At 65.7% G+C, this 23601-nt stretch carries 25 protein-coding genes; 15 read left to right on the forward strand and 10 right to left on the reverse strand.

Translation table 11 applies throughout. The features are described from left to right. The first annotated feature begins 125 nt into the window (after positions 1 to 125). Together ACIQ3B_RS01490 and ACIQ3B_RS01495 are read left to right on the forward strand one after the other, a co-directional pair. The gene (locus tag ACIQ3B_RS01490) at positions 126 to 1253 is read left to right on the forward strand and encodes a phosphatidylserine/phosphatidylglycerophosphate/cardiolipin synthase family protein (RefSeq protein WP_397399464.1); all 1128 of its coding nucleotides are present in this window, start codon (positions 126 to 128) and stop codon (positions 1251 to 1253) included. A gap of 234 nt (positions 1254 to 1487) precedes the next feature. After that, positions 1488 to 2507 (forward strand): endonuclease/exonuclease/phosphatase family protein, encoded by a 1020-nt coding sequence (locus ACIQ3B_RS01495; protein ID WP_397399466.1) that lies wholly within the window; start codon positions 1488 to 1490, stop codon positions 2505 to 2507. Positions 2508 to 2567: 60 nt separating this feature from the next. On the opposite strand, the gene ACIQ3B_RS01500 is transcribed toward ACIQ3B_RS01495, so the two are convergent. The 3 genes from ACIQ3B_RS01500 to ACIQ3B_RS01510 all read right to left on the reverse strand — a co-directional run bounded on the left by ACIQ3B_RS01500 (position 2568) and on the right by ACIQ3B_RS01510 (position 5982). Then, positions 2568 to 3827 (reverse strand): cytochrome P450, encoded by a 1260-nt coding sequence (locus tag ACIQ3B_RS01500; RefSeq protein ID WP_397399468.1) that lies wholly within the window; start codon positions 3825 to 3827, stop codon positions 2568 to 2570. A 75-nt stretch (positions 3828 to 3902) separates the two neighbouring features. Further along, on the reverse strand, positions 3903 to 4703 hold the full coding sequence (locus ACIQ3B_RS01505; protein WP_397399470.1) for a hypothetical protein: 801 nt from the start codon (positions 4701 to 4703) through the stop codon (positions 3903 to 3905). 37 nt (positions 4704 to 4740) lie between these two features. Continuing rightward, positions 4741 to 5982 carry an LLM class flavin-dependent oxidoreductase gene (locus ACIQ3B_RS01510; protein ID WP_397399472.1) on the reverse strand — a complete coding sequence of 414 codons (1242 nt, stop codon included), beginning with the start codon at positions 5980 to 5982 and terminating at the stop codon, positions 4741 to 4743. Between the two features lie 149 nt (positions 5983 to 6131). Here ACIQ3B_RS01510 and ACIQ3B_RS01515 point away from each other — a divergent pair, with 149 nt between their 5' ends. Continuing rightward, positions 6132 to 6968 (forward strand): hypothetical protein, encoded by an 837-nt coding sequence (locus ACIQ3B_RS01515; RefSeq protein ID WP_397399474.1) that lies wholly within the window; start codon positions 6132 to 6134, stop codon positions 6966 to 6968. A 21-nt stretch (positions 6969 to 6989) separates the two neighbouring features. Further along, entirely contained in the window at positions 6990 to 8321 is a 1332-nt protein-coding gene (locus ACIQ3B_RS01520; protein WP_397399476.1) for an aspartate aminotransferase family protein, read from the forward strand. Here the strand turns inward: ACIQ3B_RS01520 and ACIQ3B_RS01525 are convergent. Both ACIQ3B_RS01525 and ACIQ3B_RS01530 read right to left on the reverse strand, forming a co-directional pair. Further along, the gene (locus tag ACIQ3B_RS01525) at positions 8302 to 9081 is read right to left on the reverse strand and encodes an aminotransferase class IV (protein WP_397399478.1); all 780 of its coding nucleotides are present in this window, start codon (positions 9079 to 9081) and stop codon (positions 8302 to 8304) included. The two genes, ACIQ3B_RS01520 and ACIQ3B_RS01525, sit on opposite strands and share 20 nt — an antisense overlap. Next, the gene (locus ACIQ3B_RS01530; RefSeq protein WP_397399480.1) at positions 9078 to 10391 is read right to left on the reverse strand and encodes an anthranilate synthase component I family protein; all 1314 of its coding nucleotides are present in this window, start codon (positions 10389 to 10391) and stop codon (positions 9078 to 9080) included. The genes ACIQ3B_RS01525 and ACIQ3B_RS01530 overlap by 4 nt, the downstream gene beginning before the upstream one ends. Positions 10392 to 10522: 131 nt before the next feature. Here ACIQ3B_RS01530 and ACIQ3B_RS01535 point away from each other — a divergent pair, with 131 nt between their 5' ends. Continuing rightward, positions 10523 to 11377 carry an enoyl-CoA hydratase-related protein gene (locus ACIQ3B_RS01535; RefSeq protein WP_397399482.1) on the forward strand — a complete coding sequence of 285 codons (855 nt, stop codon included), beginning with the start codon at positions 10523 to 10525 and terminating at the stop codon, positions 11375 to 11377. Here ACIQ3B_RS01535 and dgcA read toward each other — a convergent pair. Next, positions 11374 to 12360, reverse strand: a complete 987-nt coding sequence (gene dgcA, locus ACIQ3B_RS01540; protein WP_397399484.1) for an N-acetyl-D-Glu racemase DgcA — start codon at positions 12358 to 12360, stop codon at positions 11374 to 11376. The genes ACIQ3B_RS01535 and dgcA overlap by 4 nt on opposite strands. Before the next feature lie 97 nt (positions 12361 to 12457). Between dgcA and ACIQ3B_RS01545 the strand changes: the two genes are divergently transcribed. From ACIQ3B_RS01545 to dapD, 5 genes are all read left to right on the forward strand, one after another. Next, positions 12458 to 12607 (forward strand): hypothetical protein, encoded by a 150-nt coding sequence (locus ACIQ3B_RS01545; protein WP_397399486.1) that lies wholly within the window; start codon positions 12458 to 12460, stop codon positions 12605 to 12607. Positions 12608 to 12673: 66 nt separating this feature from the next. Next, a complete protein-coding gene (locus tag ACIQ3B_RS01550) occupies positions 12674 to 13816 on the forward strand; it encodes an acyl-CoA dehydrogenase family protein (protein ID WP_397399488.1) in 1143 nt (380 codons plus the stop codon). Between the two features lie 63 nt (positions 13817 to 13879). Further along, positions 13880 to 14794 (forward strand): acetylglutamate kinase, encoded by a 915-nt coding sequence (gene argB / locus ACIQ3B_RS01555; RefSeq protein WP_397399490.1) that lies wholly within the window; start codon positions 13880 to 13882, stop codon positions 14792 to 14794. Next, positions 14791 to 15453: a pyrimidine 5'-nucleotidase gene (locus tag ACIQ3B_RS01560; RefSeq protein WP_397399492.1), complete on the forward strand. Its 663-nt coding sequence runs from the start codon at positions 14791 to 14793 to the stop codon at positions 15451 to 15453. Before argB ends, ACIQ3B_RS01560 begins: the two co-directional genes overlap by 4 nt. Beyond that, positions 15453 to 16283 (forward strand): 2,3,4,5-tetrahydropyridine-2,6-dicarboxylate N-succinyltransferase, encoded by an 831-nt coding sequence (dapD, locus tag ACIQ3B_RS01565; RefSeq protein ID WP_397399494.1) that lies wholly within the window; start codon positions 15453 to 15455, stop codon positions 16281 to 16283. The genes ACIQ3B_RS01560 and dapD overlap by 1 nt, the downstream gene beginning before the upstream one ends. On the opposite strand, the gene ACIQ3B_RS01570 is transcribed toward dapD, so the two are convergent. Next, a complete protein-coding gene (locus tag ACIQ3B_RS01570) occupies positions 16261 to 17064 on the reverse strand; it encodes a class I SAM-dependent methyltransferase (RefSeq protein ID WP_397399496.1) in 804 nt (267 codons plus the stop codon). The genes dapD and ACIQ3B_RS01570 overlap by 23 nt on opposite strands. Positions 17065 to 17163: 99 nt before the next feature. On the opposite strand from ACIQ3B_RS01570, the gene katG reads away from it, so the two are divergent. Next, positions 17164 to 19353, forward strand: coding sequence for a catalase/peroxidase HPI (gene katG / locus ACIQ3B_RS01575; RefSeq protein ID WP_397399498.1), 2190 nt, complete (start codon positions 17164 to 17166; stop codon positions 19351 to 19353). A gap of 20 nt (positions 19354 to 19373) precedes the next feature. On the opposite strand, the gene ACIQ3B_RS01580 is transcribed toward katG, so the two are convergent. The 3 genes from ACIQ3B_RS01580 to ACIQ3B_RS01590 form a co-directional block, all read right to left on the reverse strand. After that, positions 19374 to 19550 carry a hypothetical protein gene (locus ACIQ3B_RS01580; RefSeq protein WP_397399500.1) on the reverse strand — a complete coding sequence of 59 codons (177 nt, stop codon included), beginning with the start codon at positions 19548 to 19550 and terminating at the stop codon, positions 19374 to 19376. An 85-nt stretch (positions 19551 to 19635) separates the two neighbouring features. Further along, complete coding sequence (locus ACIQ3B_RS01585; protein ID WP_397399502.1) at positions 19636 to 20172, reverse strand: RcnB family protein; 537 nt, start codon at positions 20170 to 20172, stop codon at positions 19636 to 19638. 141 nt (positions 20173 to 20313) lie between these two features. Continuing rightward, on the reverse strand, positions 20314 to 21375 hold the full coding sequence (locus tag ACIQ3B_RS01590; RefSeq protein ID WP_397399504.1) for a 2OG-Fe(II) oxygenase: 1062 nt from the start codon (positions 21373 to 21375) through the stop codon (positions 20314 to 20316). A 61-nt stretch (positions 21376 to 21436) separates the two neighbouring features. On the opposite strand from ACIQ3B_RS01590, the gene ACIQ3B_RS01595 reads away from it, so the two are divergent. The 4 genes from ACIQ3B_RS01595 to ACIQ3B_RS01610 all read left to right on the forward strand — a co-directional run bounded on the left by ACIQ3B_RS01595 (position 21437) and on the right by ACIQ3B_RS01610 (position 23597). Beyond that, positions 21437 to 21859: a DUF4118 domain-containing protein gene (locus ACIQ3B_RS01595; RefSeq protein ID WP_397399506.1), complete on the forward strand. Its 423-nt coding sequence runs from the start codon at positions 21437 to 21439 to the stop codon at positions 21857 to 21859. A 75-nt stretch (positions 21860 to 21934) separates the two neighbouring features. Next, positions 21935 to 22120 carry a hypothetical protein gene (locus tag ACIQ3B_RS01600; protein WP_397399508.1) on the forward strand — a complete coding sequence of 62 codons (186 nt, stop codon included), beginning with the start codon at positions 21935 to 21937 and terminating at the stop codon, positions 22118 to 22120. Between the two features lie 27 nt (positions 22121 to 22147). Continuing rightward, positions 22148 to 22942: a hypothetical protein gene (locus tag ACIQ3B_RS01605; RefSeq protein WP_397399510.1), complete on the forward strand. Its 795-nt coding sequence runs from the start codon at positions 22148 to 22150 to the stop codon at positions 22940 to 22942. A gap of 1 nt (position 22943) precedes the next feature. After that, positions 22944 to 23597, forward strand: coding sequence for a DsbA family protein (locus ACIQ3B_RS01610; RefSeq protein ID WP_397399513.1), 654 nt, complete (start codon positions 22944 to 22946; stop codon positions 23595 to 23597). Positions 23598 to 23601: the final 4 nt, after the last annotated feature.

Here is a 23601-nt window from a genome sequence, read left to right on the forward strand (position 1 = left end):
TCTTCCAACTGGCGCCGAAGATGCGGCGGCGGGCGCGCGTACAGCCGCGTCGCGCGACGTTCAAATTGGCGTTCGAGAGCAGGGGAATGTAGGTTTGGAACTGACGGCATTGACGCGAGACTGGCATGTGGCTGGACATTGATGCGCCACCGATGATCGACCGGGCGGTGGCCTCGCCTGCGGCGATCCGACCGCTGACGGAAGTCTATTATGGCGGCCCGGATCAGGCGCCTCGCGCGCTGCGTGATGTCCTGAAGGCCCGGGTAGAGGCCGCGCCGGCTGGCAGCGAAATCGTCTGGGCTACTTACTATTTCCGCGACCGGGATCTCGCTGGAAGCCTTGTGGCGGCCCACCGACGTGGTGTTCGGGTGCGAATCCGCATCGAGGCCAGCCCCCGCAGCCCCGATGCCAACCGCGCCGTTATTGACATGCTCCGGGCGGAACTCGGTGATGACCTGCGTGTGCAGCGGGCCTGGTTCGGGTTGGCGCACCTTCACACCAAGATCTACGCCTTTTCCGGTCCGCAGCCGGAAGCCCTGATCGGGTCGTTCAATCCTTCGGGGGACGAAATTCCCAACCCCGGATTGCTGGCGCAAATCGGTGACCAGGACCGGGGCCAGAATCTGCTCGTGGCCTTTCGCGAACCGGGCGTCGCCCGCTCGCTGTACCGCCAGGCTGAGCGAATCTGGACAGGCCGGGGCGTCTCGCGCTTCGCCAGTCGGATGAATCGGCCCCGCAGGTTCGAGGATGCGCGCCTCTACTATTTCCCACGCCTGAGGCCGGATGTGGTTGACCGCCGGATCGAAAGACTCGGTCCGGGAGATCGGGTTCAGGCGGCCATTTCGCACATGGACAAAGGTCCCTTCGCCAGGCAGTTGGCCGAGGCGGCGGAGCGGGGCGCCGAGATCGATCTGGTGGTTCACGAGACGACCCGCCGGGTGCCCCGAAGCGTTGTTCGGGATCTTGGCAGGGCGGGGGTGAATATCCAGCGCTATTGCGACGCAGGGGACCTGCCAATGCACGCCAAGTTCGTGCTCATTGACGACGGTGGTCAGCGATCAGCCTGGTTCGGCAGTTTCAACTACACGGCGACATCGCGGTACCTTAACCAGGAAGTTCTGGCGCGCAGCACCAACGCCCAGGTTATTGATGATCTGGAGGCCAGGTTCCAGATCCTGTCCGACGAGGCAGCCCAACAGGCCCCGACCTGCGGCGACACGGCGCGGACCACCACCGTCTCAGCGGATCGATAACGCCTACGGCCACGAGAGTGTGAGACAGGCACGATTGCGCCATCAATAATTCCGCGCGCGACATGAAACTGCAGCAAAGACGCCACAGGCCGGTAACCCAATCAGATCATTTAGCCCCCGCTCGAAGTTCATCACAGATTCATCGGGCAGCACTTGAGCAACGCGACGAGGGGCGAACGCGGTTCGATTCAAGATCCGCTTCATCCTGCGCGCAAGTCTTTGGAGCGGCAGTTGATGTACTTGGAAGATATAGCCCCCATAGCGTCGATTGAGCGACCGGCCGTCGAGTCCCGGGTGCTTGGCGGCGCCTCCGATCCCGACACCAGCCCAACCCGGGATCTCAGCGTCCTGACCTACAATGTGCGAGGACTGCCATGGCCCATCGCTAGCGGGCGCGGTGATGCATTGAGGGCGATCGGGCAGGAACTGGCGCAGATGCGGCGATCAGGACAACAACCCGATGTGGTGCTGATCCAGGAGGGGTTCCGCAGCGAGATCGCCGAGCTGGTGCAAACCAGCGGATACCGCTTCTGGGCGCGGGGGCCAGGGCGTGGGTCAGGCTTTGGCCGCCTGACGAGCGCCGGGCTGCACGTCCTGTCAGATGCCCCGATCATTGACGTCAGACGCCACGCTTTCGGCGACTGTGCGGGCCTGGACTGTTTCGCCAACAAGGGCGTCATGTCCGTGCGGATTGTCCCCGACGGCTATGCGACACCGATCGACATCGTCAACACTCACCTGAACTCCAAACGCGCTTCGCGGGCCGCGCCAGCTGACGCGTTGGCCGCCCACAATCGCCAGGTGCGCCAGCTGAACGCCTTCGTCGAAAAAGTCCGCCAGCCGGGGGTCCCGATGGTGGTGGGCGGTGACTTCAATGTGCGCAACGCCCCGCAACGCTACTACTTCAACGCCCTGGAGCGCCCCTACACGGTGGTCAGCGAGTACTGCAGTCAGCGGACCGAGCCCGACTGCGGCGTACGCGATGCTGACCCTGTCACTGAACCCTGGCTCCGCTCGCAGGACCTGCAGGCCTTCGTCTCAGATGAGCAGGTGAGCATTCGCCCTCTGAAGACCGACCTGATGTTCTCTAATGCAAAAGGCCAGCCGCGGCTTTCCGATCACGACGGCTACGTGGTGCGATATCAGCTCCAGTGGGCGAGGCCCGAGAGCACGCTCAAGTATCGCGCCACCGACTCGGTCGTGGTCAAACCAAGAATGGGCGCATGGGGCGTGAAGATATCCTGGAAACCCTGATCGCCTGACACCGGGCCGCGTTGGATGCGACGGGGACGGGTATCCTGGACGCCGTGAAGGTTAACCGACGATCCTGACCGGCAGACTCTCGTAGCCCTTTACGAAGCTCGAGCGCACGCGCCGTGGTTCGGCCATGACCTCAATATGGCTCCACCGCTTGAGAATTTCTTCCCAGACGATCTTGAGCTGCAACTCCGCGAGCCGATTGCCCACGCAGCGATGGATGCCAAAGCCGAATGACAGGTGCTGGCGCGGACGCTCGCGATCAATGATTAAGGCGTCAGGGTTGGCGATCTCGGCGTCGTCGCGGTTGCCGGAGACGTACCACATGACGACCTTGTCGCCCTTTTTGATGGTCTGGCCACCCAGTTCCACATCCTTGACAGCCGTGCGGCGCATATGGGCCAGCGGCGTTTGCCAGCGGATGATCTCGGGAACCATGCTGGTGACCAGGCTGTGGTCGGCGCGCAGCTTTTCGAACTCGGCTGGGAACTTGCTCAGGGCATAGAGACCCCCGCTGAGGGAATTGCGGGTGGTATCGTTACCGCCCACGATCAGCAGGATTACATTCCCCAGATACTCATCCGGGCTCATGTTCCGGGTGGCGTCGCTGTGGGCCATCATCGAGATCAGGTCGCCTCGCGGCGGCAGGTTCACCCGCTCGTTCCAGAGGCCGGTGAAATAGGCCAGACACTCCATGAGCTCGGCCTGACGGGCCTCTTCCGTCTCAACTATTCCGCCGGCCACGGGCAAGGCTGTCGCCACATCGGACCAACGGGTGAGCTTTCGACGCTCCTCGAAGGGGAAGTCAAACAGCGTGGCCAACATCTGTGTGGTGAGCTCGATGGACACCCGGTCGACCCAGTCGAAGGTTTCGCCAACCGGCAGGGCGTCGAGGATCTTGCCGGCCCGCTCGCGGATAATCGGTTCCATCTGCATCAGGTTGGCGGGGGAGACGATGGGGCTGACCGCCTTGCGCTGCACGTCGTGCTTGGGCGGATCCATGGCGATGAAACTGGGCCGCCGCAGATCCAGACGTGCGTCACGGATCGTGATCCCGCCCAGCGCCGCATCCGAGGAGAAGGTGGCGTGGTTGGTGTCCACCGCCATGATGTCCTGATATCGGGTCACCGACCAATAGGGGCCGAACTCACTCTCCTTGCACCAGTGCACCGGCGCCTCGGCGCGCAGGCGCTCGAAATAGGGCCAGTGGGCGTCGTTCAGGAAAAGCTCGGGATCGCCTGGATTAAGGTCCTCCAGCGGCGTGGACCACGCCTTTGCCTGGAACTCATCCTTCAGATTGATCGCGCCATCCGCCATGAACGTGTCTCCCTCGCATGAACATGCGCCTATTTTGGGCCAGTTCGCAAATCGCGGCCGTCAGTCTTGTTTGTCTCAGCGGGCTCCGACTTCGCCCATGGGGGGCGGACCAGGGGGCGGGGGAAAGGCCAGCGGCGCCACCGCTGCGCCCGGCGATCCCGCAACCGCGGCCCTGTAGAGCGCGTCGCCGAGCGGGCTGTAGGTGACAGCCTCGACCACCAGAAGCAGCCCGAACATGGCCGCCAACCCCCGACTCCAGGCCGGGTGGATGCGCCCGCTGCGACGATGGTCGGCCCACATCCCGACAAGGGGGAAGATCAATGAAACGACGAATGTCGCCTCCCAGGCCCAGGGCGTCAGCAGCGGCATGGGCAGCAGTCGGCCAAGGCCGGGGCCGAGAAGTATCGCCATCGCGCAAAAGTGCAGGCGTCGATGCCAGTCTGTCTGTCGCCGCAGCGCGATCGCAGCTGTGGTCAGTCCCACGAACGTGAGCAGCGACAGGACATCGAACACCAGGAACTGCAGCGGACGGAAAAAGAACGGGATCGCACCCCGACGCGCCATGTCAACGGTCACGGCGCACCCGAGCACGAGCATCGCCAGGATCCAGCCGGCGCCGATCCAGCCGAGGCGGCGATGAAGCGCGCTCCGACCTGTGGCGACGAATATGTTCTGCAACAGGTAGATGCCCAGCCAGCCCATGAAAACGACGGCATGCGCATGGACCATCAGCGGCGCCGAGAAGCTGGATCTGCCCGTCGCCAGTTGAACCGAGAAGCCCGCGACGAGCACCACGGCCATGGCGATCACAGTGCCGAGAAAGAAGCGGTCGTCCCGCTGGTCTGGCGGGAGCCCGTCATCCGTTGTCGTTGTCATTCTGATCTCCCCCAATTGGCGCCGCCGGGCGCGCAGCCTAACCCGCCGCCTCGTTGATCTGGGCCTTTGGGCGAGAGGATGGGACGACGGGGATCTCGTGATCCTCGAGCGGCTTCATCCATGTCTTGCGCGCCATTGCCGCAGCGAGATACGGCGCAAGTTCCTTTTGCTTGCGGGCCTCACGCTCTGCCACCTCGGCCTTGAACGTCGGCATCACCTCGGCGGCGAACAACTCCAGCGACTCACAGATGTGAGCGTGCCGGTTACGACCAGCTTGTTGCAGGAAGATCACCTGATCCACCCCTGCAGCCTGAAAGGCGGCGATATGCTGGCGGATATCGTCGGGGGTGCCAATGCCGTTGGCGTTGAACTTCGCCGCTTTTCGCGCGGCGATTATCTCGTCGTCGCTGGCCGCGCGGGATTTCTGGAAATCCTCGAACAGGGTGGAGCGGCCCGGCACGGCGTCGTGGGCCACCAGGGCGTTGACCGCATAGGAGAAGAACTCGAACCCCTCCTGCCCGCGTCGGATCGCCTCGTCGCGATCGTGATGGACCGAGAAGTTCGAGACCATGGCGATGTTGGCGTTCACCGCATGGCCGATGGGGACACACGCTTCAGACTTGATGATCCCGTAGTAGATATCGGCCCAGGCCCGCGCCTCCTCCGGATTGACGAAGGAAAAGGCCAGCGCGCCGACGCCAAGGGAAGCCGCCACCTTGATGGTGTCGCGATTGGTGCAGGCCATCCACATGGGCGGATGGGGTGACTGCATCGGCTTGGGGATCACATTGCGGCAGGGAAAGGAGAAGCTCTTCCCTTCAAAGCCCGGATAGGGGTCCATCACCATCATGTTGGCGATCTGCTCGGCGGCCTCGATGGCCATGGCCCTCTTCTCGCGGGCGGGAATGCCGAAGCCGCCCAGTTCCAGCCGGGTCGCCCCCTCGCCGATGCCGAAGTCGAGCCGGCCGCGGGAGATGATGTCGAGGGTCGCCAGACCCTCGGCGGTGCGCGCCGGATGATTGTAGTTGGGGATCACCTGGCGGATGCCGTGGCCTACCCGGATGTTCTTGGTCAGGGCCGCACAGGCTGACAGGAACACCTCAGGTGCGGAAGAGTGGGAGTATTCCTCGAGGAAATGATGTTCCACCTCCCAAGCGTAGTCATAGCCCAGCCGGTCAGCGAGCACGACCTGCTCCAGGGCGTCATGGAACATCCTGGCCTCATCGCCCGGATTCCAGGGTTTGGGCAGCTGGTGCTCGTAGAAGATCCCGAACCGCATGGCGCGTTTGCTCCTGTTGGTCGACGCCCTTCGGCGCTCTTGAATTCACTTTCGCGTTGGACAGTACGTGATGGCAAGCCCGTTGACGTCGCCGTCCGTCAGGGTCAGCGTCGGCCGGCCGCCGGAAGAGCGGGAATTGGGAGATCGCCATGAGCGAAGCCGTATCGCCGGAAACCTGGGTGGGTCCGTTCCGGACGCCGCGCAACATGGCCGCCGAGGCCCGGGGCTCGATCCATGACGACGCCACGGCGACGCGACTTGGCTTTCGTGGCGGCACGGTGGCGGGATCGATCCACCTGGACCAGTTCGTGCCACGCCTGGTGGAAAACTTTGGACCGCAATGGTTCGAGACCGGCGGGCTATCGGTCTATTTCACCCAGGCGACCGTGGACCGCGAGGAGGTTCAATGCGCTGTCGAGCCCGGCGCGGACCGCCTGCGACTCTCGATGCACAACCACGATGGCGCCCTGATCTGCCAGGGGACCGCATCGGCCCAACCCGACGCCGGGTCGGAACTGGCGCGGCGGTTCGAGACACAGACCCCTGCAGCGGCCGGAGCGCTGCGCATCCTGGCCGCGATGCAGGTCGGAGATGAAAACCACGATCTGGCCGTATCCGTGGCGCCGGAGACCCTGGCCCGCTCTCTGGGGGTCATCACCGAGGCCCTATCCGCCTATGAGACCGGTATCCTGCCCCCGTCACTGGTGATCCACATGGCGCACATGACGCGCGAGGCGGTGATGGCGAAATCCACCCGCCCGCAAGTCGCCCTCTACGGCGCGCTGGAGGTGCAGAACCTGGCCGGGCCACTCAGGGTGGGCGTCGACTATCAGGCCCGCACCAGGGTGCTCAAGCTGAGTGAGAGCCCAAAGACCGAGAACGTCTGGTATGAAGTCATCTTCACCGAGGCCGGGCACGACATCGCCCGCGTCCTCTATTTCCTGCGGGTGCTGAAAGGCTCCTCCCCCCTCTGGGCGCAGGGCTGAATTCGAGCAGACGAGACCCTGATGGACGACGCCGCGCCCACCCTCGCCAACAGCCTGGACCTGTCGGCCTTCTGGATGCCGTTCACCGCAAACCGACAGTTCAAGGCCGCGCCGCGTCTGTTGGCGTCTGCAGCCGGGATGTACTACCGCACGGAGGATGGCCGCGAGATTCTGGACGCGACCTCGGGTCTCTGGTGCGTCAACGCAGGTCATGGGCGTATCGAGATCGCCGACGCCGTCCACAGGCAGCTGATGACCCTGGACTATGCGCCCACATTCCAGATGGGCCATCCCGTCGCCTTTGACTTCGCTTCGGCGCTGGCGAAGTTGACGCCATCGGGCCTCGACCGGGTTTTCTTCACCAACTCGGGATCGGAGGCGGTGGATACCGCGCTGAAGATCGCCATGGCCTATCACCGCGCTCGCGGCCAGGGACAGCGCACCCGCATCGTGGGTCGCGAGAAAGGTTATCACGGCGTCGGCTTCGGCGGGATATCGGCGGGCGGGCTGGTGAACAATCGCCGGACTTTTGTAACCCTGCCCTCGGACCATATGCGCCACACTCATGATCCGGCGCGGAACGCGTTTTCCCGGGGACTGCCCGCCCATGGCGCCGAACGGGCCGAAGATCTCGAACAGCTGATCGCGCTGCACGGCGCCGAAACCCTGGCGGCGGTGATCGTCGAGCCGGTGTCAGGATCCGCCGGGGTGCTGCCACCGCCGGTGGGCTATCTGGAGCGCCTGCGCGCCATCTGCGACGCCCATGGAATCCTGCTGATCTTCGATGAGGTGATCACCGGCTTCGGGCGACTGGGCTCCGCCTTCGCCGCCCATCATTTCGGCGTGGTCCCTGACCTGATGACCACCGCCAAGGCCATCACCAATGGCGTTCTGCCGATGGGCGCCGTGTTCGCCAGCCGGGCGGTGCACGACGCGGTGGTCGACAGCGGCGCGGAGGGCGTGATCGAGTTCTTCCACGGCTACACCTATTCCGGCCATCCGGTAGCCGCCGCCGCCGGGCTCGCCACGCTGGAGATCTACCGCCGCGAGGGTCTGTTGACGCGTGTCGGGGGCCTCGCCGAAACCTGGGAGACGGCGATCCACAGCCTGGCGGACGCACCGCACATGACCGACATTCGCAACCTTGGCCTTATGGCGGGGCTTGACCTGGCGCCGCGTCCCGGAGCTCCGGGCGCACGCGGCTATGAAATGCTGGTTCGCATGCTGGAGGCAGGCGTTCTCGTACGCGCCACCGGCGACACCATCGCCCTTTCTCCGCCTCTGATTGTCAGCGAGGGCGAGATCGGCCGGATCGTGGAAACCCTGCGCCGGGTCATTTCGACGCTCGACTGACCGCCCTGGCGATCGCCGCTACGCGCGCCGACGTCGGAAGGGGGTTGCCGTCCAGACTGGCCACCGCGCGTACGCCGATCAGGCTGTTGGTGATGAACATCGGCGCGCCGGCCAGACGGCCTGGGTTGGCGAATACCTCCCCCACAGGCAGTCCGAGGCCCTGGCAGGCGGCGATAACTTCGCGGCGCATGATCCCGTCCAGAACCCCGCACTCCAGGCTGGGGGTGAACACCTCGTCATGGCGGATCCAGAACACATTGGCCGCTGCAGCGCAGGCGATCTCGCCGGCGGTGTTCAGCATCAGCGCTTCCTCGGCCCCCGCCCCGCGCGCCTCAGCCCGGGCCAGGACGTTGTCCAGGTAGGACAAGGATTTCAGCCGCGACGTCGGCGAGCGGTCGTTGCGACGGACACGGGCGGTGGCCAGGCTGACCGGTCCGGTGGGAAGCCCCGAAGGCGCAGCCGATACGACCAGCCGAGGCGCCAGCACCTCCGGGAGATCAAGCCCACGACCGCCCGATCCCGCGGTCCAGCTCAGCCGGACAGCGACGCGCTTTGCGGGCCCGAGGTCGCGAACCGCTGCATCGGCAGCCGAGCGGATATCCCGCCGATCCGGCAGGGGCAGGCCCAGCGCCCGGCAGCCCCGCTCCAGGCGCTCAACATGGGCGTCCCAGTGTTCCGGTTCGCCCGACGCCCACAGCACGGTCTCGAACAGTCCGTGGCCCAGGGTGAATCCACGGTCATCCATGGCGATGTCAGTCATCTCGCCCCCGTCAGCGCGTTGAGGATGGCGCCGATCTTGGCCGTCGTCTCCCGCACCTCGGACATCGGGTCGCTGTCGGCGACGATTCCGCCGCCCGCGCGGGCTTCGAACCCCCAGCCTGCCGGGTTTTCGCTCAGGGACACCGTGCGGATGAGAACACTGGCCTCCATCGACCCGTCGAGGCCCAGCCAGAACAGGCTGCCGCAATAGGGACCCCTGGGCGGCTCGTGGCGGGCGATCACCGACATCGCCGCCAGCTTGGGCGCGCCCGTCACCGAGCCTGGCGGGAAGGCAGCACAGAAGGCGTCCCAGGTCGTGGCTCCAGTCTTCAACCGCCCCCGGACGCGTGAGACCAGATGGTGGACATTGGCGTAGCTACGCAGGACCGCGCGCGCCGGGACGCTCACCGTGCCGGGATCGCAGACCCGGGCCAGATCATTGCGTATCAGGTCGACGATCATCAGATTCTCCGCCTGATCCTTGGCGCTGGCCTGAAGCTCGGCGGCCAGCGCCGCATCGCTCACCGGGTCGGCGCCGCGCGCGCGGGTGCCTTTGATCGGCTGGCTCTCGGCCCATAGTGCGTCACCTTCCCGACGGACCGACAGGAACTGCTCCGGTGAATTGGAGACCAGGGCGCGACCGGGAAGACGCAGGTAAGCCGCATAGGCCGCCGGGCTCTGGCGCGTCAGTCGGCGGAACAGATCGAATGGTGTGACGCCCGCCGCAAGTCGCCCCCGCCAGGGTCGGGCCAGATTGGCCTGGAACAGGTCGCCGGCGGCAATCCGGCAGACGGTGTCCGCCACTGCCAGGGCGTGGTCGGCGTCGGACACAGCGCACGCAACATGATCGGCCAGCACGCCGGCTCGCGCGAAGCATCGCGGGCCGTCCAGCCAGGTCAGCGCCGCATCCGCCCGGGCCTTTGCCATGAGGGCATCAGAGCCCCGACCCACGGCCACCGCACGCCGTTCGCCGGCGTGGAAGGCCAGCAGCGCCGGATAGCACAGTACGATCAGGTCCGGCCCATCGCCCCGCGCCTGGGGCGCCGTGGGCTCCAGCTCAGCAGAAAGTTCATAGGCGGCGAGGCCGACAAAGCCCCCCTGGAACGGCGGTCCCCCGGCGTACAATTCAGCGCCTGAACAATCCAGATCTGCGGGGTCTTCGCCCCTGACCGTCAGCCGGGGGTGACGCAGGACATACGACCAACCCCCTTCGCCCGACAGCAGCACGCAGGCATGCGTCTCATCAGCGAAAGCCGACGCGACCTCCAGCGGATCGGCCCATGCGAAGGCGCGTAGCGCTACGGCTCTCATATCACCGGAAGTATCGAGGATTTGGGGGCCGCACGTCACGCGTCGCCTATAGCCCATCTCTGGCGGATTCGCCTGCGCTTGCCTGCCGCGCCGGAAGGCGCGCGTGATGTGCAAAATACCAGGAGGATGCGATGGCCTATGAGACCCTGCTCTACGAGCTGGACGGGCCCGTTCTTACGATCACACTCAATCGTCCGGACAAGCTGAACGCCTACACCGCCACCATGGGCGCCGAGCTGACCGACGCGTTTCAGAGAGCAGATGCGGACGACGCGGTGCGGGTGGTGATTGTCACGGGCGCGGGTCGGGGCTTCTGCGCGGGCGCGGACATCTCGGCCGGCGCGGGTGCTTTCGACACCCAGGCGGAAGGGTCCGTGGCGTTCCAGGCTCCAGGCCAGGCGCGGGCCGAAGGCGGCGGATTCGTGGGGGCCATCTATGGCTGTCGCAAGCCATCCATAGCAGCGATCAATGGGGCAGCCGTAGGCGTGGGCGCCACCTTGACCCTGCCGATGGACATCCGGATCGCAGCGTCGGGCGCGCGGATAGGCTTTATCTTCGCGCGTCGCGGCCTGGTGCCGGAGGCCGGCAGCGCCTGGTTCCTGCCCCGGCTGGTGGGCCTGCCGCAGGCGCTGCGCTGGTGCCTGACGGGCAAGCTGGTTCCGGCCGATGAGGCCCTTGCGGGCGGACTGGTGAGCGAGGTCGTCGATCCGGACCATTTGCTGGTTCGCGCTCGCGAGATCGCGATGGAGATCGCCGAAAACACCGCGCCTGTGTCCATCGCGCTGGCGCGGCAAATGCTATGGCGCTTCTCCGGCGAACCGGATCCCTCCGGGGCGCTGGCCGTGGATGGGCGCCTGTCGATGATCCTGGGCGCCGGCCCCGACGTGAAGGAAGGCGTCAGCGCCTTTCTGGAAAAGCGCCCGCCCCGGTTCCCGGGGCGGGTGTCCGAAGACATGCCGGACCTCTATCCCTGGTGGAAGGATTAGCCGCCCCAGAACCCCGACTTTGGCGGATAGAGCACGCCGGACTCGACCCGGCAGCCGCCGGGGCGGTCCTGCGCCAGCCACCAGGGGCCGTCGAGATCGCAGGCGTCAGCCTGGGCGGCGACCCATAGATGGGGGGCGATGGAGAGGGAACTGCAGACCATGCAGCCCGCCATGACGCCGAGTCCGAGCGCCCGCGCACGTTCCGCCATGGCCAGCGCCTCGGTCAGGCCGCCAGCCTTGTCGAGCTTGATGTTGACCATCTGATAGCGCCCGGCCACCTGCTCCAGGTCTTCGGACGTATGGACCGCCTCGTCGGCGCAGAGTGGGGCGGGATAGGCCAGGCCCTCGAGGTCCTGATCTGCGTCAGCGGGCAGCGGCTGCTCCACCATGATCACGTTCAGCTGCGAAATCTGGTCGGCCATGGCCATGAGGACAGCGAGGGTCCAGCCCTCGTTGGGATCGACAATCAGCCGCGCGTCCGGGGCGCCCTCGACCACGGCGGCCAGGCAGGCAGCGGGTTGTTCGGCATCCAGCTTGACCTTCAGCAGCGGCGCATCGGCCACCGCTGCCGCCGCGGCGCGCATGGCGGCCGGGGCGCCCAGGCTGATGGTCACGGCGGTCGGTATCGGACCAGGCGGCGGGCGACCCAGACGCTGGCCCACAGAGCGGCCGCTACGGCGCGCATCAAGATCCCAGAGCGCACAGTCCAGCGCGTTGCGCGCTGCGCCGGCCGGGAGCGCGGTCAGTACGGCTTCTATCGGCATACCGCTGCGCAGCCGGTCGCCCACGGCGGCCAACCGGGCCGCGACACCATCCAGGGTTTCGCCATAACGGGCGTAGGGCACACATTCGCCGCGCCCCAGCACCTCACCATCGGCCAGTTCGGCGACGACCACCTCTGCATGGGTCTTGACGCCGCGCGAGATGCGGAATGGCGCGCGCAGGGCCAGACGTTCGGCACGGACACGGAGGACGAGGCTCATGCGCGGCTTTTCACCCATCCGGCGCAAAACGTCGACAGGGTGATCACCCAGACCGTTGGCGTCATCGGGCGGATTTTGTGGCGTTGTTGGTGATGCCGTGGCGGCAGGCGACTTCCGCCTCGGTGTTTTCTCTTATGCGATCATTGGCGGATTGGCGGCGATCACCACGGCCAGTATTCTACTGGGCGCCATCGTCTATGGTACGGTGCAGGACCTGAACGGGGCGCGTCCGAAGGTCTTCGAATAGCCGGACCCCTCTTCACCTCCCTAGCGTCATCACGGTATCTGGCGGCCACGCCTTGAGGAGATCGCCATGATCCAGACCGACGCCCGCACCGTCTATGACCAGGACCTGACGCTGTTCCGGGATCAGGTGCGCAAGTTCTTTGACAAGGCGCTCTATCCGCACCTAGACCGCTGGGAGGAGGACGGCCTCGTCGACCGCGACTTCTGGCTGGCCTGCGGCGAGGCGGGACTGCTGTGTCCGACCCTGCCGGTGGAATATGGCGGCCTGGGCCTCGATTTCCGGTTCAACGCGGTGATCGACGAGGAACTGGCCTATGCGGGTTCCAGCGCAGGCATCACCCTGCAGTCGGACATCGTTGCCGACTACATCCTGAACTATGGCTCCGATGAGCAAAAGCAGCAGTGGCTGCCGAAGATGATCTCCGGCGAGGCGATCACCGCCATCGCCATGACCGAGCCTGGCACTGGCTCCGACCTGCAATCGGTGCGCACCACCGCCATCCGCAGCGGCAATGAGTATGTCATCAACGGCTCCAAGACCTACATCACCAATGGCCAGAACGCCGACCTGATCATCCTGGTGGCCAAGACCGACCCCTCGGCCGGCGGCAAGGGGATCTCGCTGATCCTGGTGGAGGCCACGCGGGCGGGGTTCTCGCGCGGGCGCAACCTGGACAAGATCGGCCAGAATTCGGCGGACACATCGGAGCTGTTCTTCGAGGACGTGCGCGTGCCAATCACCAACTGCCTGGGCGAGGAAGGCCGGGGATTCGCCTATCTGATGAGCCAGTTGCCGCAGGAGCGACTGGGCATCGCCATCTCGGCCCAGGGCGGCGCGCAGCGCGCCTTCGATGAGGCGGTGAAGTTCACCAAGGAGCGAAAAGCCTTCGGCCAGTCGGTTTTCGACTTCCAGAACACCCGTTTCACCCTGGCCGGCCTGAAGGCCAAGTTGCAGGCCGGCTGGGCGCACATCGACTGGTGCCTGGCGCGCCACCTGGAAGGCAAGCTGACGGCAGCTGAAGGCTCGGCCGCCAAGCTGTTCCACACCGAGCTGCAGTGGGAGGTTTGTGACGCAGCCCTGCAACTGCATGGCGGGGCCGGATACATGAACGAGTATCCCATCGCCCGGCTGTGGCGCGACGCCCGGGTCCAGCGAATTTATGGCGGCACATCGGAGATCATGAAGGAAGTCGTCGCCCGCTCTATCTAGACCGCCGCGTGACAGTCGCGCCCCCGTCCGCTATCGGGACGCGCAAGTTTCGAGGACGGGTCATTGGGCGAAGAGACGGAAGAGCAAGGCTGGGCCACAGCCAGAACGCTGGCGGAGGCCCTGCCCTATATCCAGACCTACGATCGTGAGACCGTGGTCATCAAATATGGCGGCCACGCCATGGGGGATGAGTCGGTGGCCCGGCTGTTCGCCACGGACGTTGTCCTCCTGAAGATGCTGGGTCTGCACCCCGTTGTCGTCCACGGTGGCGGTCCGCAGATTTCGGCCATGCTGGACCGCGCCGGCGTAAAGTCGACGTTCATCGACGGCCTGCGGGTCACGGACGCGGCCACCATGGAAGTCGCCGAGATGGTGCTGTCCGGCGCCATCAACAAGGAAATCGCCAGCTGGATCACCCAGGCCGGATCGCAGGCCAAGGTGCGCGGCGTAGGTCTTTCCGGCAAGGACGCGCGGCTGATCACCGTCGAAAAGGTCACCCGGACCCGGAAGGATCCGGATTCAGAAATCGAGAAGGTGGTCGATCTGGGATTTGTCGGCGAACCCAAGGCCATCGACACCACGATCATCAAGGCGCTGCTGAGCGCAGACGACGACTATATTCCCGTGATCGCGCCGATCGGCGTATCGGAGGAAGGCCAGACCTACAACATCAACGCCGACACCGTGGCCGGCGCTCTGGCAGGCGCGCTGGACGCCAAGCGTATGCTGTTGCTGACAGATGTGGCCGGCGTGCTGGACAAGGACGGCAACCGGCTCGCCCAGATGACCGTCGCCGAGGCCCGACAGGCGATTGCGGACGGGGTGGCGACCGGCGGGATGATCCCCAAGCTGGAAACCGCCATGGCGGCCGTCGAGGCCGGTGTCGAGGCCGTGGTGATCCTGGACGGCCGCAGGCCCCATGCCATGCTGGTGGAACTGTTCACCGAGCACGGATCCGGCACCATGATCCGCCGATGAGCGCCGACCTGCGCCATATCGACACCTGGCTGTTCGACCTGGACAACACCCTCTATCCGGCCGAGTCGGGCTTTATGGCCAAGATGGTCGTACGGATGACCGATTTCGTCGAGAAGGTCACTGGCCTGCCCCGGGATGAAGCATTCCGGCTGCAGAAAGCCTATCTGGCCGAGCATGGCCTGACCCTGAAGGGGATGATGTTGAACCACGGCGTGGACCCGGCCGAGTTTCACGCCATCTTCCACGACCTGTCGCTGGAGGCGCTGGCCCATGAACCTCAGCTTCTGGCAGCCCTGGAGCGCCTGCCGGGGCGGCGGCTGATCTTCACCAACGCCGATGATGTTCATGCCGAGCGCGTGCTGGAGCGCCTCGGTCTCAGCCACCTTTTCGACGACGTTTTCCACATCGGTTCGGCCAACTATGAACCCAAGCCCAGCCCCGAGGCGTTCGCCCTGATGAGCGCGGCGCACAGCATCAATCCGGCTGTCACCGCCTTCTTCGAGGACGCCGAGCGCAATCTGGCGCCGGCCGCCGAGCTTGGCATGACCACCGTGCTGGTGGGCGCGCACGCCGCCGGGTCCACCGCTCAATTCGTCCACCACAGAACCGAAACGCTGGCGCCCTTCCTCGCCGGCGCACAAATCCGGGAGGCCGCCTGATGTCCGAAGACCTGAAGCGCATCATTGAAGCGGCATGGGAGGCGCGGGATGGCGTCAACACCGGCACCAGGGGCGAAATCCGGGACGCCGTGCGCGAGACGCTCGACCAGTTGGACAGCGGCGTCCTGCGGGTGGCTTCCCGTGGCGATGACGGCGTCTGGACCACCCATCAATGGGCCAAGCAGGCGATCCTGTTGTCGTTTCGACTGAATCCGAACGAATTGATGGAGGGTGACGCCCCGGGTCCGTACTGGGACAAGGTGCCGTCGAAGTTCGCCGGCTGGGACGCGGCGCGGTTTGAAGCCGCGGGCTTCCGCGCCGTGCCGGGCGCGGTGGCGAGGCGTGGCGCCTTCATCGCGCGCAATGTGGTTCTGATGCCGTCTTTCGTGAACATCGGCGCCTATGTGGACGAGGGGACCATGGTCGATGGCTGGGCCACGGTCGGCTCCTGCGCCCAGATCGGCAAGAACGTGCACCTTTCGGGCGGCGCGGGCATCGGCGGGGTGCTGGAGCCGCTGCAGGCCAATCCCACGATCATCGAGGACAACTGCTTCATCGGCGCACGCTCAGAGGTCGCCGAGGGTGTGATCGTGCGGGAAGGCAGCGTGCTGTCGATGGGGGTCTACCTGACCTCGACCACACCCATCGTCGACCGCAAGACCGGCGCGGTCTTCACCGGCGAGGTGCCGCCCTATTCGGTGCTGATGTCGGGATCGCGCCCCAATGCCACAGACCCGTCCCTGCCCTCGACCTATTGTGCGGTGATCATGAAGACGGTGGACGAGCGCACCCGATCGAAGACCTCGATCAACGAGCTGCTTCGGGACTGACCGGAGCTGGATAGGCTGTATCGCCTGCGATCGACCCAAGCGCCGCCAGGCGCCAATCGAAGCCTTCGACGTCGCGCACTTTCCGCGCGACGATGTTGCTGTGGCAGTAAAGCGCTCTCACGGGCTGGAACCGCAGGTAACGATCAGCGTAGGCGGAGAAGCGCCCGACGATCGGGTTCTGCATCGCGGCCTCCACGCACTCGAAGCCCAGCGCCGGCGAAAACAGAGCCCTCAGACCCATGTCGCTGAACTGGAAGAAGTGCCAGGGTCGTTCGTGCGAAGAATAGGAGAAATGGGTCTCGACGAACACCAGCCCGCCCGGCTTCAGCACCTGGGCGATCTCCTCGGCTACCACCCAGGGCATGGCCAGGTGTTCGAAGACCGCCGTCGAGTAGACCACATCGAACAAGCCCTCAACGAGATCTGACAGTCGGTGCGCGTCACCGGCCACGTCGACGTTCGGGCCGGGGTAGTAATCGAACCCGACATACTCCGCGTGCGACAGTCGACCCCGCATGGGCGGGCCACCCGCCACCTCCCGGCTGCCGATCTCCAGGATGCGGAAGCCAGGCTTGTCGCCCGCCTCCACCACGCGGTCGGCAAAAGTCGCGTGGGCGGTCAGGCGGGTCGGACCCGGCACATCAGCCGCCAGATAGGCCCTGTCCAGGCGTGGTCCGGCCGCAGAAAGCAAGAGGCGCACGATAGTCCGCCCGACCTCACGCATCGCCGACACCAATCCCACTGTCCTACTCCTGCCGGCCGCCTTGCAGAGCATCATCATCGTGTCGCTCTATTTTTATTATAAGAACTATCGATTGGATCAATGTCAAAGCGTTGCCTACACTCGTCAGCGAAGATCTGACGCTAGCAGGAGCCGCACATGTCCACCGAGTCCAAATGCCCTATGGCGGGCGCACGCCGAGCCACCACCGCTGGCGCGTCTGGCAACGCGACCTGGTGGCCGAACCAGCTCAACCTCAAGGTCCTCCATCAGCACTCAGTTGCGTCTGACCCGATGGGCGCGGCCTTCGACTACGCGGCGGAGTTCAAGACGCTCGACCTGGATGCGGTGGTTGCCGACCTCCACGCCCTGATGACCGACTCCCAGGACTGGTGGCCCGCCGACTATGGCCACTATGGCCCCTTCTTCATTCGCATGGCCTGGCACAGCGCCGGCACTTACCGTACCGGCGATGGCCGCGGCGGGGCAGGCTCGGGCACGCAGAGGTTCGCGCCGCTCAACAGTTGGCCGGACAACGGCAACCTCGACAAGGCGCGGCGGCTGCTGTGGCCGATCAAGCAGAAGTACGGCCGCAAGCTGTCGTGGGCCGACCTGATGATCCTTGCCGGCAACGTCGCGCTCGACTCCATGGGCTTCAGGACCTTCGGCTTCGGCGGCGGCCGCGCTGACGTCTGGGAGCCGGAGGAGGACATCTACTGGGGCCCCGAAGGCAAGTGGCTGGCCGATGAGCGCTACAGCGGCGACCGCGACCTTGAAAAGCCGCTGGCGGCCGTCCAGATGGGCCTGATCTACGTCAATCCGCAGGGCCCGGACGGGAACCCTGACCCGCTGGCCTCGGCCCGCGATATCCGCGAGACCTTCGCACGCATGGCCATGGACGACGAGGAGACAGTCGCCCTGATCGCCGGCGGACACACCTTCGGCAAGGCGCACGGCGCAGCTGACCCGGACCAGTATGTCGGTCCCGAGCCCGAAGGCGCGAGCCTCGAGGAACAGGGCTTTGGCTGGACCAACCGGTTCGGCAGCGGAAAAGGCGTGCACACCATCACCAGCGGTCTGGAAGGCGCCTGGACGCCCACGCCGATCACCTGGGACAACAGCTACTTCGACACCCTGTTCGGCCATGAGTGGGAACTGACCAAGAGCCCGGCCGGCGCCCAGCAGTGGACCCCCAGGGCCGGCGCCGCAGGCGACGCCGTGCCGGACGCCCACGATCCGTCGCGCCGGCACGCCCCGATGATGGCCACAACCGACCTCGCGCTACGGGCCGACCCCGACTATCTGCGCATCTCGAAACACTTCCACGAAAACCCCCAGGCTTTCGCCGACGCTTTCGCCCGCGCATGGTTCAAGCTGACCCATCGCGACATGGGGCCCCGCGCCCGTTACATGGGCCCGCAAGTCCCTGCCGAAGTGATGATCTGGCAGGACCCGGTTCCAGCGGTGGACCACGTCTTGATCGACGCTGCGGATATCGCGGCCTTGAAGGCGACGATCCTGGCCGCCGGCCCAAGCGTCACCGAGCTGGTTGAAACTGCCTGGGCCTCGGCATCGACCTTCCGGGGGTCCGACAAGCGCGGCGGAGCCAACGGCGCGCGGGTTCGACTGGCGCCGCAGAAGGACTGGGCAGTCAACAAGCCGGAACAACTGGCACGGGTGCTGGCGGCACTGGAAACCATTAAGGCCGAATTCAACACCGGGCGCACCGATCGCAAGCGGGTCTCGCTGGCAGATCTGATCGTGCTAGGCGGCGACGCGGCGGTGGAAGCCGCCGCAAGGGCCGCGGGACACGACGTCACCGTCGCCTTCACGCCCGGACGCACCGACGCGTCTCAGGACCAGACGGACGTAGACTCCTTCGCCGTGCTTGAGCCGGCCGCTGACGGGTTCAGGAACTATCTGAAACCTGACCTGGCGATCTCCGCCGAGGAGCTGCTGCTTGATCGCGCGCAGCTTCTGACCTTGTCGGCGCCGGAAATGACAGTGCTGGTGGGTGGCCTACGCGCCCTGGGCGTGACATCTGGCGAGGCGGCGTATGGCGTTCTGACCGCCCGCCCCGGCGTGCTGACCAACGACGTCTTCGTCAATCTGACCGATATGGCTACCGAGTGGCGGCCCGTGGCGGCGGCCGGCGTCTTCGAAGGGCGCGATCGAGCCTCCGGGGCGCTGATCTGGATCGCCACCAGGGCAGATCTGGTGTTCGGCTCGAACTCCCAGCTGCGCGCCATTGCCGAGGTCTATGCCAGTGACGACGCCGAGGCAGCCTTCGTGGCCGACTTCGTGAAGGCCTGGACCAAGGTGATGAACCTGGATCGTTTCGACCTCTGACGCGACGGCGGAGGCAAGGTTCAGTGGGTGCTGTCGGAGTCCATGACGTGCTCGTAAACCGCCTTCGCGGTTCCCGCGATGGTGCTGGCAGCGGTGCGTAGCGCCGTCTCACCCACGTAGGTTTCCGCAGCCTCTGAAAGCGCCATCAACTCCTCGGCCACGGCCGCCAGCTTCAGATACACGTCACGATCATTCATGGCCCCTTGTCGACCAGGTTCCCTGCGTCACGCAAGGGCGGTCAAGCCGGGCTGCAAATTTGGCCTGCAGCCCGGGATTTCGCACTCAATAGCCGTTCACCACCACGCTGGCGATCAGGCCGGTCGCCACAATCAAACGGACAAAATTGCCATCGGCATAGATCCAGCGCTGGCCTCGGGGGGCCTGCGCCAGCCCATAGTAGCGGGGTTCCTGGACATAGAAGCGGCGATAGGCGCGTGGCACATAGGCGCCACGGCGCCAGGCGCGGCCTCGCACGCTGGTTTGGTATCCATAGCCGGGCGCATACCAATACCCGGAGCGCTGCCCGCGGTAGGATTTCCACTCCGTCCGCTCCCGCCACGTCTCCTGCCGACTGCGGTCGTAGCGTAGCTCGCGCAGGCTCTCGCGCACGTCGGCGCGGTCGCGGGCCAGCTCACGCTGCTCCTGTTGGGTAACTACGCCGTCGCGGCGCGCGTCGCGTTGGTCTGCCTTCAACGCCTGGCGGTTTTCGCGGTGCTCCTGCCGATCCTCACGCTGCTCTCGACCTGGTTGGGCCGCTTCGACGACGACAGGTGACAGTGACGTCGACAAGGCCAGCAGCAAGATCAATGCGGACTTCATGGGAATTCCTCTGAGGGGTGGTCCCCACAGCACCAACCCGGCAAAGCGCGTTTGGTTCATCCGGCGCAGCACGCCAACGTTCGCTGAGCGACACTAATCCGTGTCCGCGCCTGTCGTGACCGCGCAGGACTGTCGCCATGGCTAGGCGGGGGGTGCAGACCCCGTCACCAGAAGATGCTGGTTCTGCTCCCGGAGCCGCGCCCCGGCCTCATCGAACAGGAACGGCAAAAAGGCGTACCGCGTGCCGCGTTTCACCGGGGTCGCCTCATGCAGCAGCGAGCAGGAAAACACCACCGCACCGCCGGTGGGCGGGCGGTAGGTACGGGATCCAAACTCCGGAAAGCGCAGGTCGCCACCCTCAAATTCCTCGGCATTCAGATTGATGGAGACGGCGAACTTGCGATGAGCGGTGGCCGAGGTCGTGTTGTCCCGGTGCGCCTTGAAATACCCCCCGTCCGAGGCGTCGTAGCAGGCGACGATGTAGCGTTCGATCCTTGTCACCTGAAACTGAAAGGCCTTGAAGATCTCCGGAACCAGCCGCTTGTCCACCCGGTGGCGCAGGGTGGCCATCAGCGACTCATCGGTGATCGTGGTGTCCCGGCGACGTTTGAAATCGTCCAGCACACCAATGGTCTTGCCGTCCTTCTCGCGCATCACGCCGGAGGGTGAGCCTCCATCAGCCAGGTACAGATCAATCAGTTGCCGGCAAAGCTGGGGTTCCAGCACCCGGGGCACGATCATCACCGGCGCATGCAGGGGCACAGCAGCGTGATCCTCAGGCGGCCCCATGCGCACCAGATGGTCAAGGAGCGCGGGCCCCTGATTCAGATCCGTCCAGGCCAGCACACGCTGCGAAGGATCAATCGCCACCCAACGCGGCGCGACGCGACCATCCGGGCCCTCGGCGTCATAGAGCCGCCGAAGCGCCCCGTCGAAGTCCGCGAACCAACGCATCAGGCCGGAGTTTCGGGCCCTCTCGAACGAGGCCTGATCCGGCAACACCCCGAAGAACAGGCAATTCTCGTCGTTGAAGAGATGCCGGTAACGCCCAACCAGCGTAAGGGCTGCATCACGCTCCAGCCCTGGCTCCGGCAGGAACGCCAGGACCACATACCGACCCCCGACGCTCGAAAGCGCGAACTGGGGATTGACCGGCGACAATGCCTTGAAGAGCGGCGCCGGGGCGCCTGTCATCAGTCCCATAACCCCTCCCAACCCATTCTATGGGCGCCGTCAGATTGCGTTTGCCGCAGGCTTTGATCAAATGACAGAGATGGTCAGGCCTGAAAAGCGACCCGGTTGGCGGCTCCTGCAGTTTGCGATCACATTGATCGTGGCGGGCTTGCTGCTGGCTGTCACCACCTGGGTGCGGATGGCCTTGATACCCTACCTTGGCGGCCTGTCCCCGTTCATGCTGTATATCGCCGCTGTGCTGGTGGCGGGACTGGTGCGCGGGCCGCTTTGTGGCGGGCTGGTGATGCTGGGCGGCGGTTTGCTGGGCTACGAGCTGTTCCTCAGCCCCGACGGCGTCGCCCAGAAAGGATCGATGCTCGCCCTGATGATGTTCTGGGGCGTCGCCGCGCCAGTTCTGGCCACCGCCAGCGAGCTGCGTAGCCAGCTACGTGACGCCATGGCACGCTTGTCTGCGGCGATCGACCGCAAGGGTAACAATCGCATCATTTCCTGACATCGCCGCCGGTACAGCCGGCCCCGGGCCCCGCAGGTCTTGCCCTGCTGCTGCGGTTCAGCCAAAGCCTGCCTGATGTCGAAGGACCCCCAGAAGGACCGATCGGTCGGCGCCGCACGCATTCTGGCGGGCCTCTGTGTCGCACTGGCCGTGATGTGCGCCAGTCTCGCCTGGGCATGGACCCATGAACGCGAGACCGCCGCCTGCTGGCGGACAGCGGCCATGTTCCAGTTGGTGCCCGAAGATGAATGTGGGGGCTAGGCTGAGGCTCGGGAGGGTTCGGCGACCGTGAACAGCGCGCGATGGATGTGGATAGTGGTCGTCTTGTGTCTGGCGGCAGCGCAGACTTCAGTGGCCCAGTCGGCGCCAAATGTGGCGGATCACCCGGCCAACCTGACCGGCGTCTGGTCCAACGCCTCGCTCACCCTGCTTCAGCGCCCGGCGAACCTGGCGTCTGTGACCCTGTCCGGGGACGAGGCGCGACGTCTTGCAGCGGCCAGTCCGTGGGTTCGCGCGCGTGAAGACCCTGAGGGCCCCGGGCGCCTGGCGCCCAATAATCGCTGCCTGATCGCCTCAAGGGGCGCCGGCGGCCCGGGCTTGCTCAACAACATCTACAACAGCAACTACCAGATCGTGCAGACACCGGACGCCGTGGTGATCGTGTCGGAGATGATCCACGATGCCCGCATCATCCCCATCCGGGCAAACGCTGAGGCCGCGCGGGCGTTCCATGGTCCGGCGGTGCTCAATCGTTGGCTCGGCGATTCCGCAGGGTGGTGGAGCGGGAATACCCTGGTCGTCGAAACCGTGACTGTGAACCAGCAGCAGGGCGGGTTCGGCCCCATCTTCCTGTCACCGCGCGGAAAAGTGACCGAGCGTTTCACACCCGTCGCGGCCAGCGAGATATTCTACGCGTTCCAGGTCGAGGACCCTGTCTACTACAGTCGTCCCTGGCGCGCCGAAATGAGCCTGAGCGCCTTGGCCGGACAGATTTATGAGTTCGCCTGTCAAGAGGGCAACTATGCGCTGCCCGGCATCCTCGCCGGCGCCCGCCTGGCCGAGCGCACTGCTGTGGGGAACTGAGGTGGCCGGAGCGCCGGCGCCTCGACACTCAGGGCTGATGCTGGCCGGCGTGCTGCTCCTGGGGTTCGCCGTATCCTGGGTGCTGCAGAACCTGCCGCAGTCGCCGCAGCCGCTGTCACGGACTCCGGTAGTCGCCTCGGTTCTCGACGATCCGGGGTCGCCCCGGGCAGGCCCGGCGAATGCCGATGTCACTATCGTGGTGTTCACCGACTATCGCTGCGGGATCTGCCAGTCGACGGCGCCGGCGCTGGATCGCCTTCTGGCTACCGACCCAAGAGTCCGGGTGACCTTCAAGGACTGGCCCATTCGCGGCCCGGACTCCACGGCCGCAGCTCATGCGGCGCTGGCTGCGCGCTACCAGGACCGCTATCTTCCGTTTCACCGGGCGCTGATGGCCAGCCGCGGCCCTCTGGATCCGCCCAGGATTGACGCGATCGCCGCCGCCGCCGGGCTGGACGTCACCCGGCTCCGGGCCGATCAGGCCGCCTACGCGGCTGACATTGACGCCCAGCTGGGCCACCACAATCTGCAGGCGTTCGGCCTGGGCCTGCAGGGAACGCCGGCCTATCTGGTTGGTCCCTTACTCATCCAGGGGGGCCTCGAAAACCGTGCCTTGTCCGCCGCCGTCCGCCGCGCTCGCCGCGCCGCCCGATAGGGTT

It is taken from the genome of Phenylobacterium sp., assembly GCF_044358365.1.
GTDB lineage: Bacteria > Pseudomonadota > Alphaproteobacteria > Caulobacterales > Caulobacteraceae > Phenylobacterium.

Coding starts and splice junctions, on each gene's coding strand:
- ACIQ3B_RS01495 (WP_397399466.1), top strand. CDS start 1,488: ATGTACTTGGAAGATATAGCCCCCATAGCGTCGATTGAGCGACCGGCC.
- ACIQ3B_RS01515 (WP_397399474.1), top strand. CDS start 6,132: ATGAGCGAAGCCGTATCGCCGGAAACCTGGGTGGGTCCGTTCCGGACG.
- ACIQ3B_RS01585 (WP_397399502.1), bottom strand. CDS start 20,172: ATGAAGTCCGCATTGATCTTGCTGCTGGCCTTGTCGACGTCACTGTCA.
- ACIQ3B_RS01525 (WP_397399478.1), bottom strand. CDS start 9,081: ATGACTGACATCGCCATGGATGACCGTGGATTCACCCTGGGCCACGGA.
- katG (WP_397399498.1), top strand. CDS start 17,164: ATGTCCACCGAGTCCAAATGCCCTATGGCGGGCGCACGCCGAGCCACC.
- ACIQ3B_RS01530 (WP_397399480.1), bottom strand. CDS start 10,391: ATGAGAGCCGTAGCGCTACGCGCCTTCGCATGGGCCGATCCGCTGGAG.
- ACIQ3B_RS01550 (WP_397399488.1), top strand. CDS start 12,674: ATGATCCAGACCGACGCCCGCACCGTCTATGACCAGGACCTGACGCTG.
- ACIQ3B_RS01535 (WP_397399482.1), top strand. CDS start 10,523: ATGGCCTATGAGACCCTGCTCTACGAGCTGGACGGGCCCGTTCTTACG.
- ACIQ3B_RS01560 (WP_397399492.1), top strand. CDS start 14,791: ATGAGCGCCGACCTGCGCCATATCGACACCTGGCTGTTCGACCTGGAC.
- ACIQ3B_RS01600 (WP_397399508.1), top strand. CDS start 21,935: ATGTCGAAGGACCCCCAGAAGGACCGATCGGTCGGCGCCGCACGCATT.
- ACIQ3B_RS01590 (WP_397399504.1), bottom strand. CDS start 21,375: ATGGGACTGATGACAGGCGCCCCGGCGCCGCTCTTCAAGGCATTGTCG.
- ACIQ3B_RS01570 (WP_397399496.1), bottom strand. CDS start 17,064: ATGATGATGCTCTGCAAGGCGGCCGGCAGGAGTAGGACAGTGGGATTG.
- dapD (WP_397399494.1), top strand. CDS start 15,453: ATGTCCGAAGACCTGAAGCGCATCATTGAAGCGGCATGGGAGGCGCGG.
- ACIQ3B_RS01580 (WP_397399500.1), bottom strand. CDS start 19,550: ATGAATGATCGTGACGTGTATCTGAAGCTGGCGGCCGTGGCCGAGGAG.
- ACIQ3B_RS01520 (WP_397399476.1), top strand. CDS start 6,990: ATGGACGACGCCGCGCCCACCCTCGCCAACAGCCTGGACCTGTCGGCC.
- ACIQ3B_RS01595 (WP_397399506.1), top strand. CDS start 21,437: ATGACAGAGATGGTCAGGCCTGAAAAGCGACCCGGTTGGCGGCTCCTG.
- ACIQ3B_RS01490 (WP_397399464.1), top strand. CDS start 126: ATGTGGCTGGACATTGATGCGCCACCGATGATCGACCGGGCGGTGGCC.
- ACIQ3B_RS01510 (WP_397399472.1), bottom strand. CDS start 5,982: ATGCGGTTCGGGATCTTCTACGAGCACCAGCTGCCCAAACCCTGGAAT.
- dgcA (WP_397399484.1), bottom strand. CDS start 12,360: ATGAGCCTCGTCCTCCGTGTCCGTGCCGAACGTCTGGCCCTGCGCGCG.
- ACIQ3B_RS01500 (WP_397399468.1), bottom strand. CDS start 3,827: ATGGCGGATGGCGCGATCAATCTGAAGGATGAGTTCCAGGCAAAGGCG.
- ACIQ3B_RS01505 (WP_397399470.1), bottom strand. CDS start 4,703: ATGACAACGACAACGGATGACGGGCTCCCGCCAGACCAGCGGGACGAC.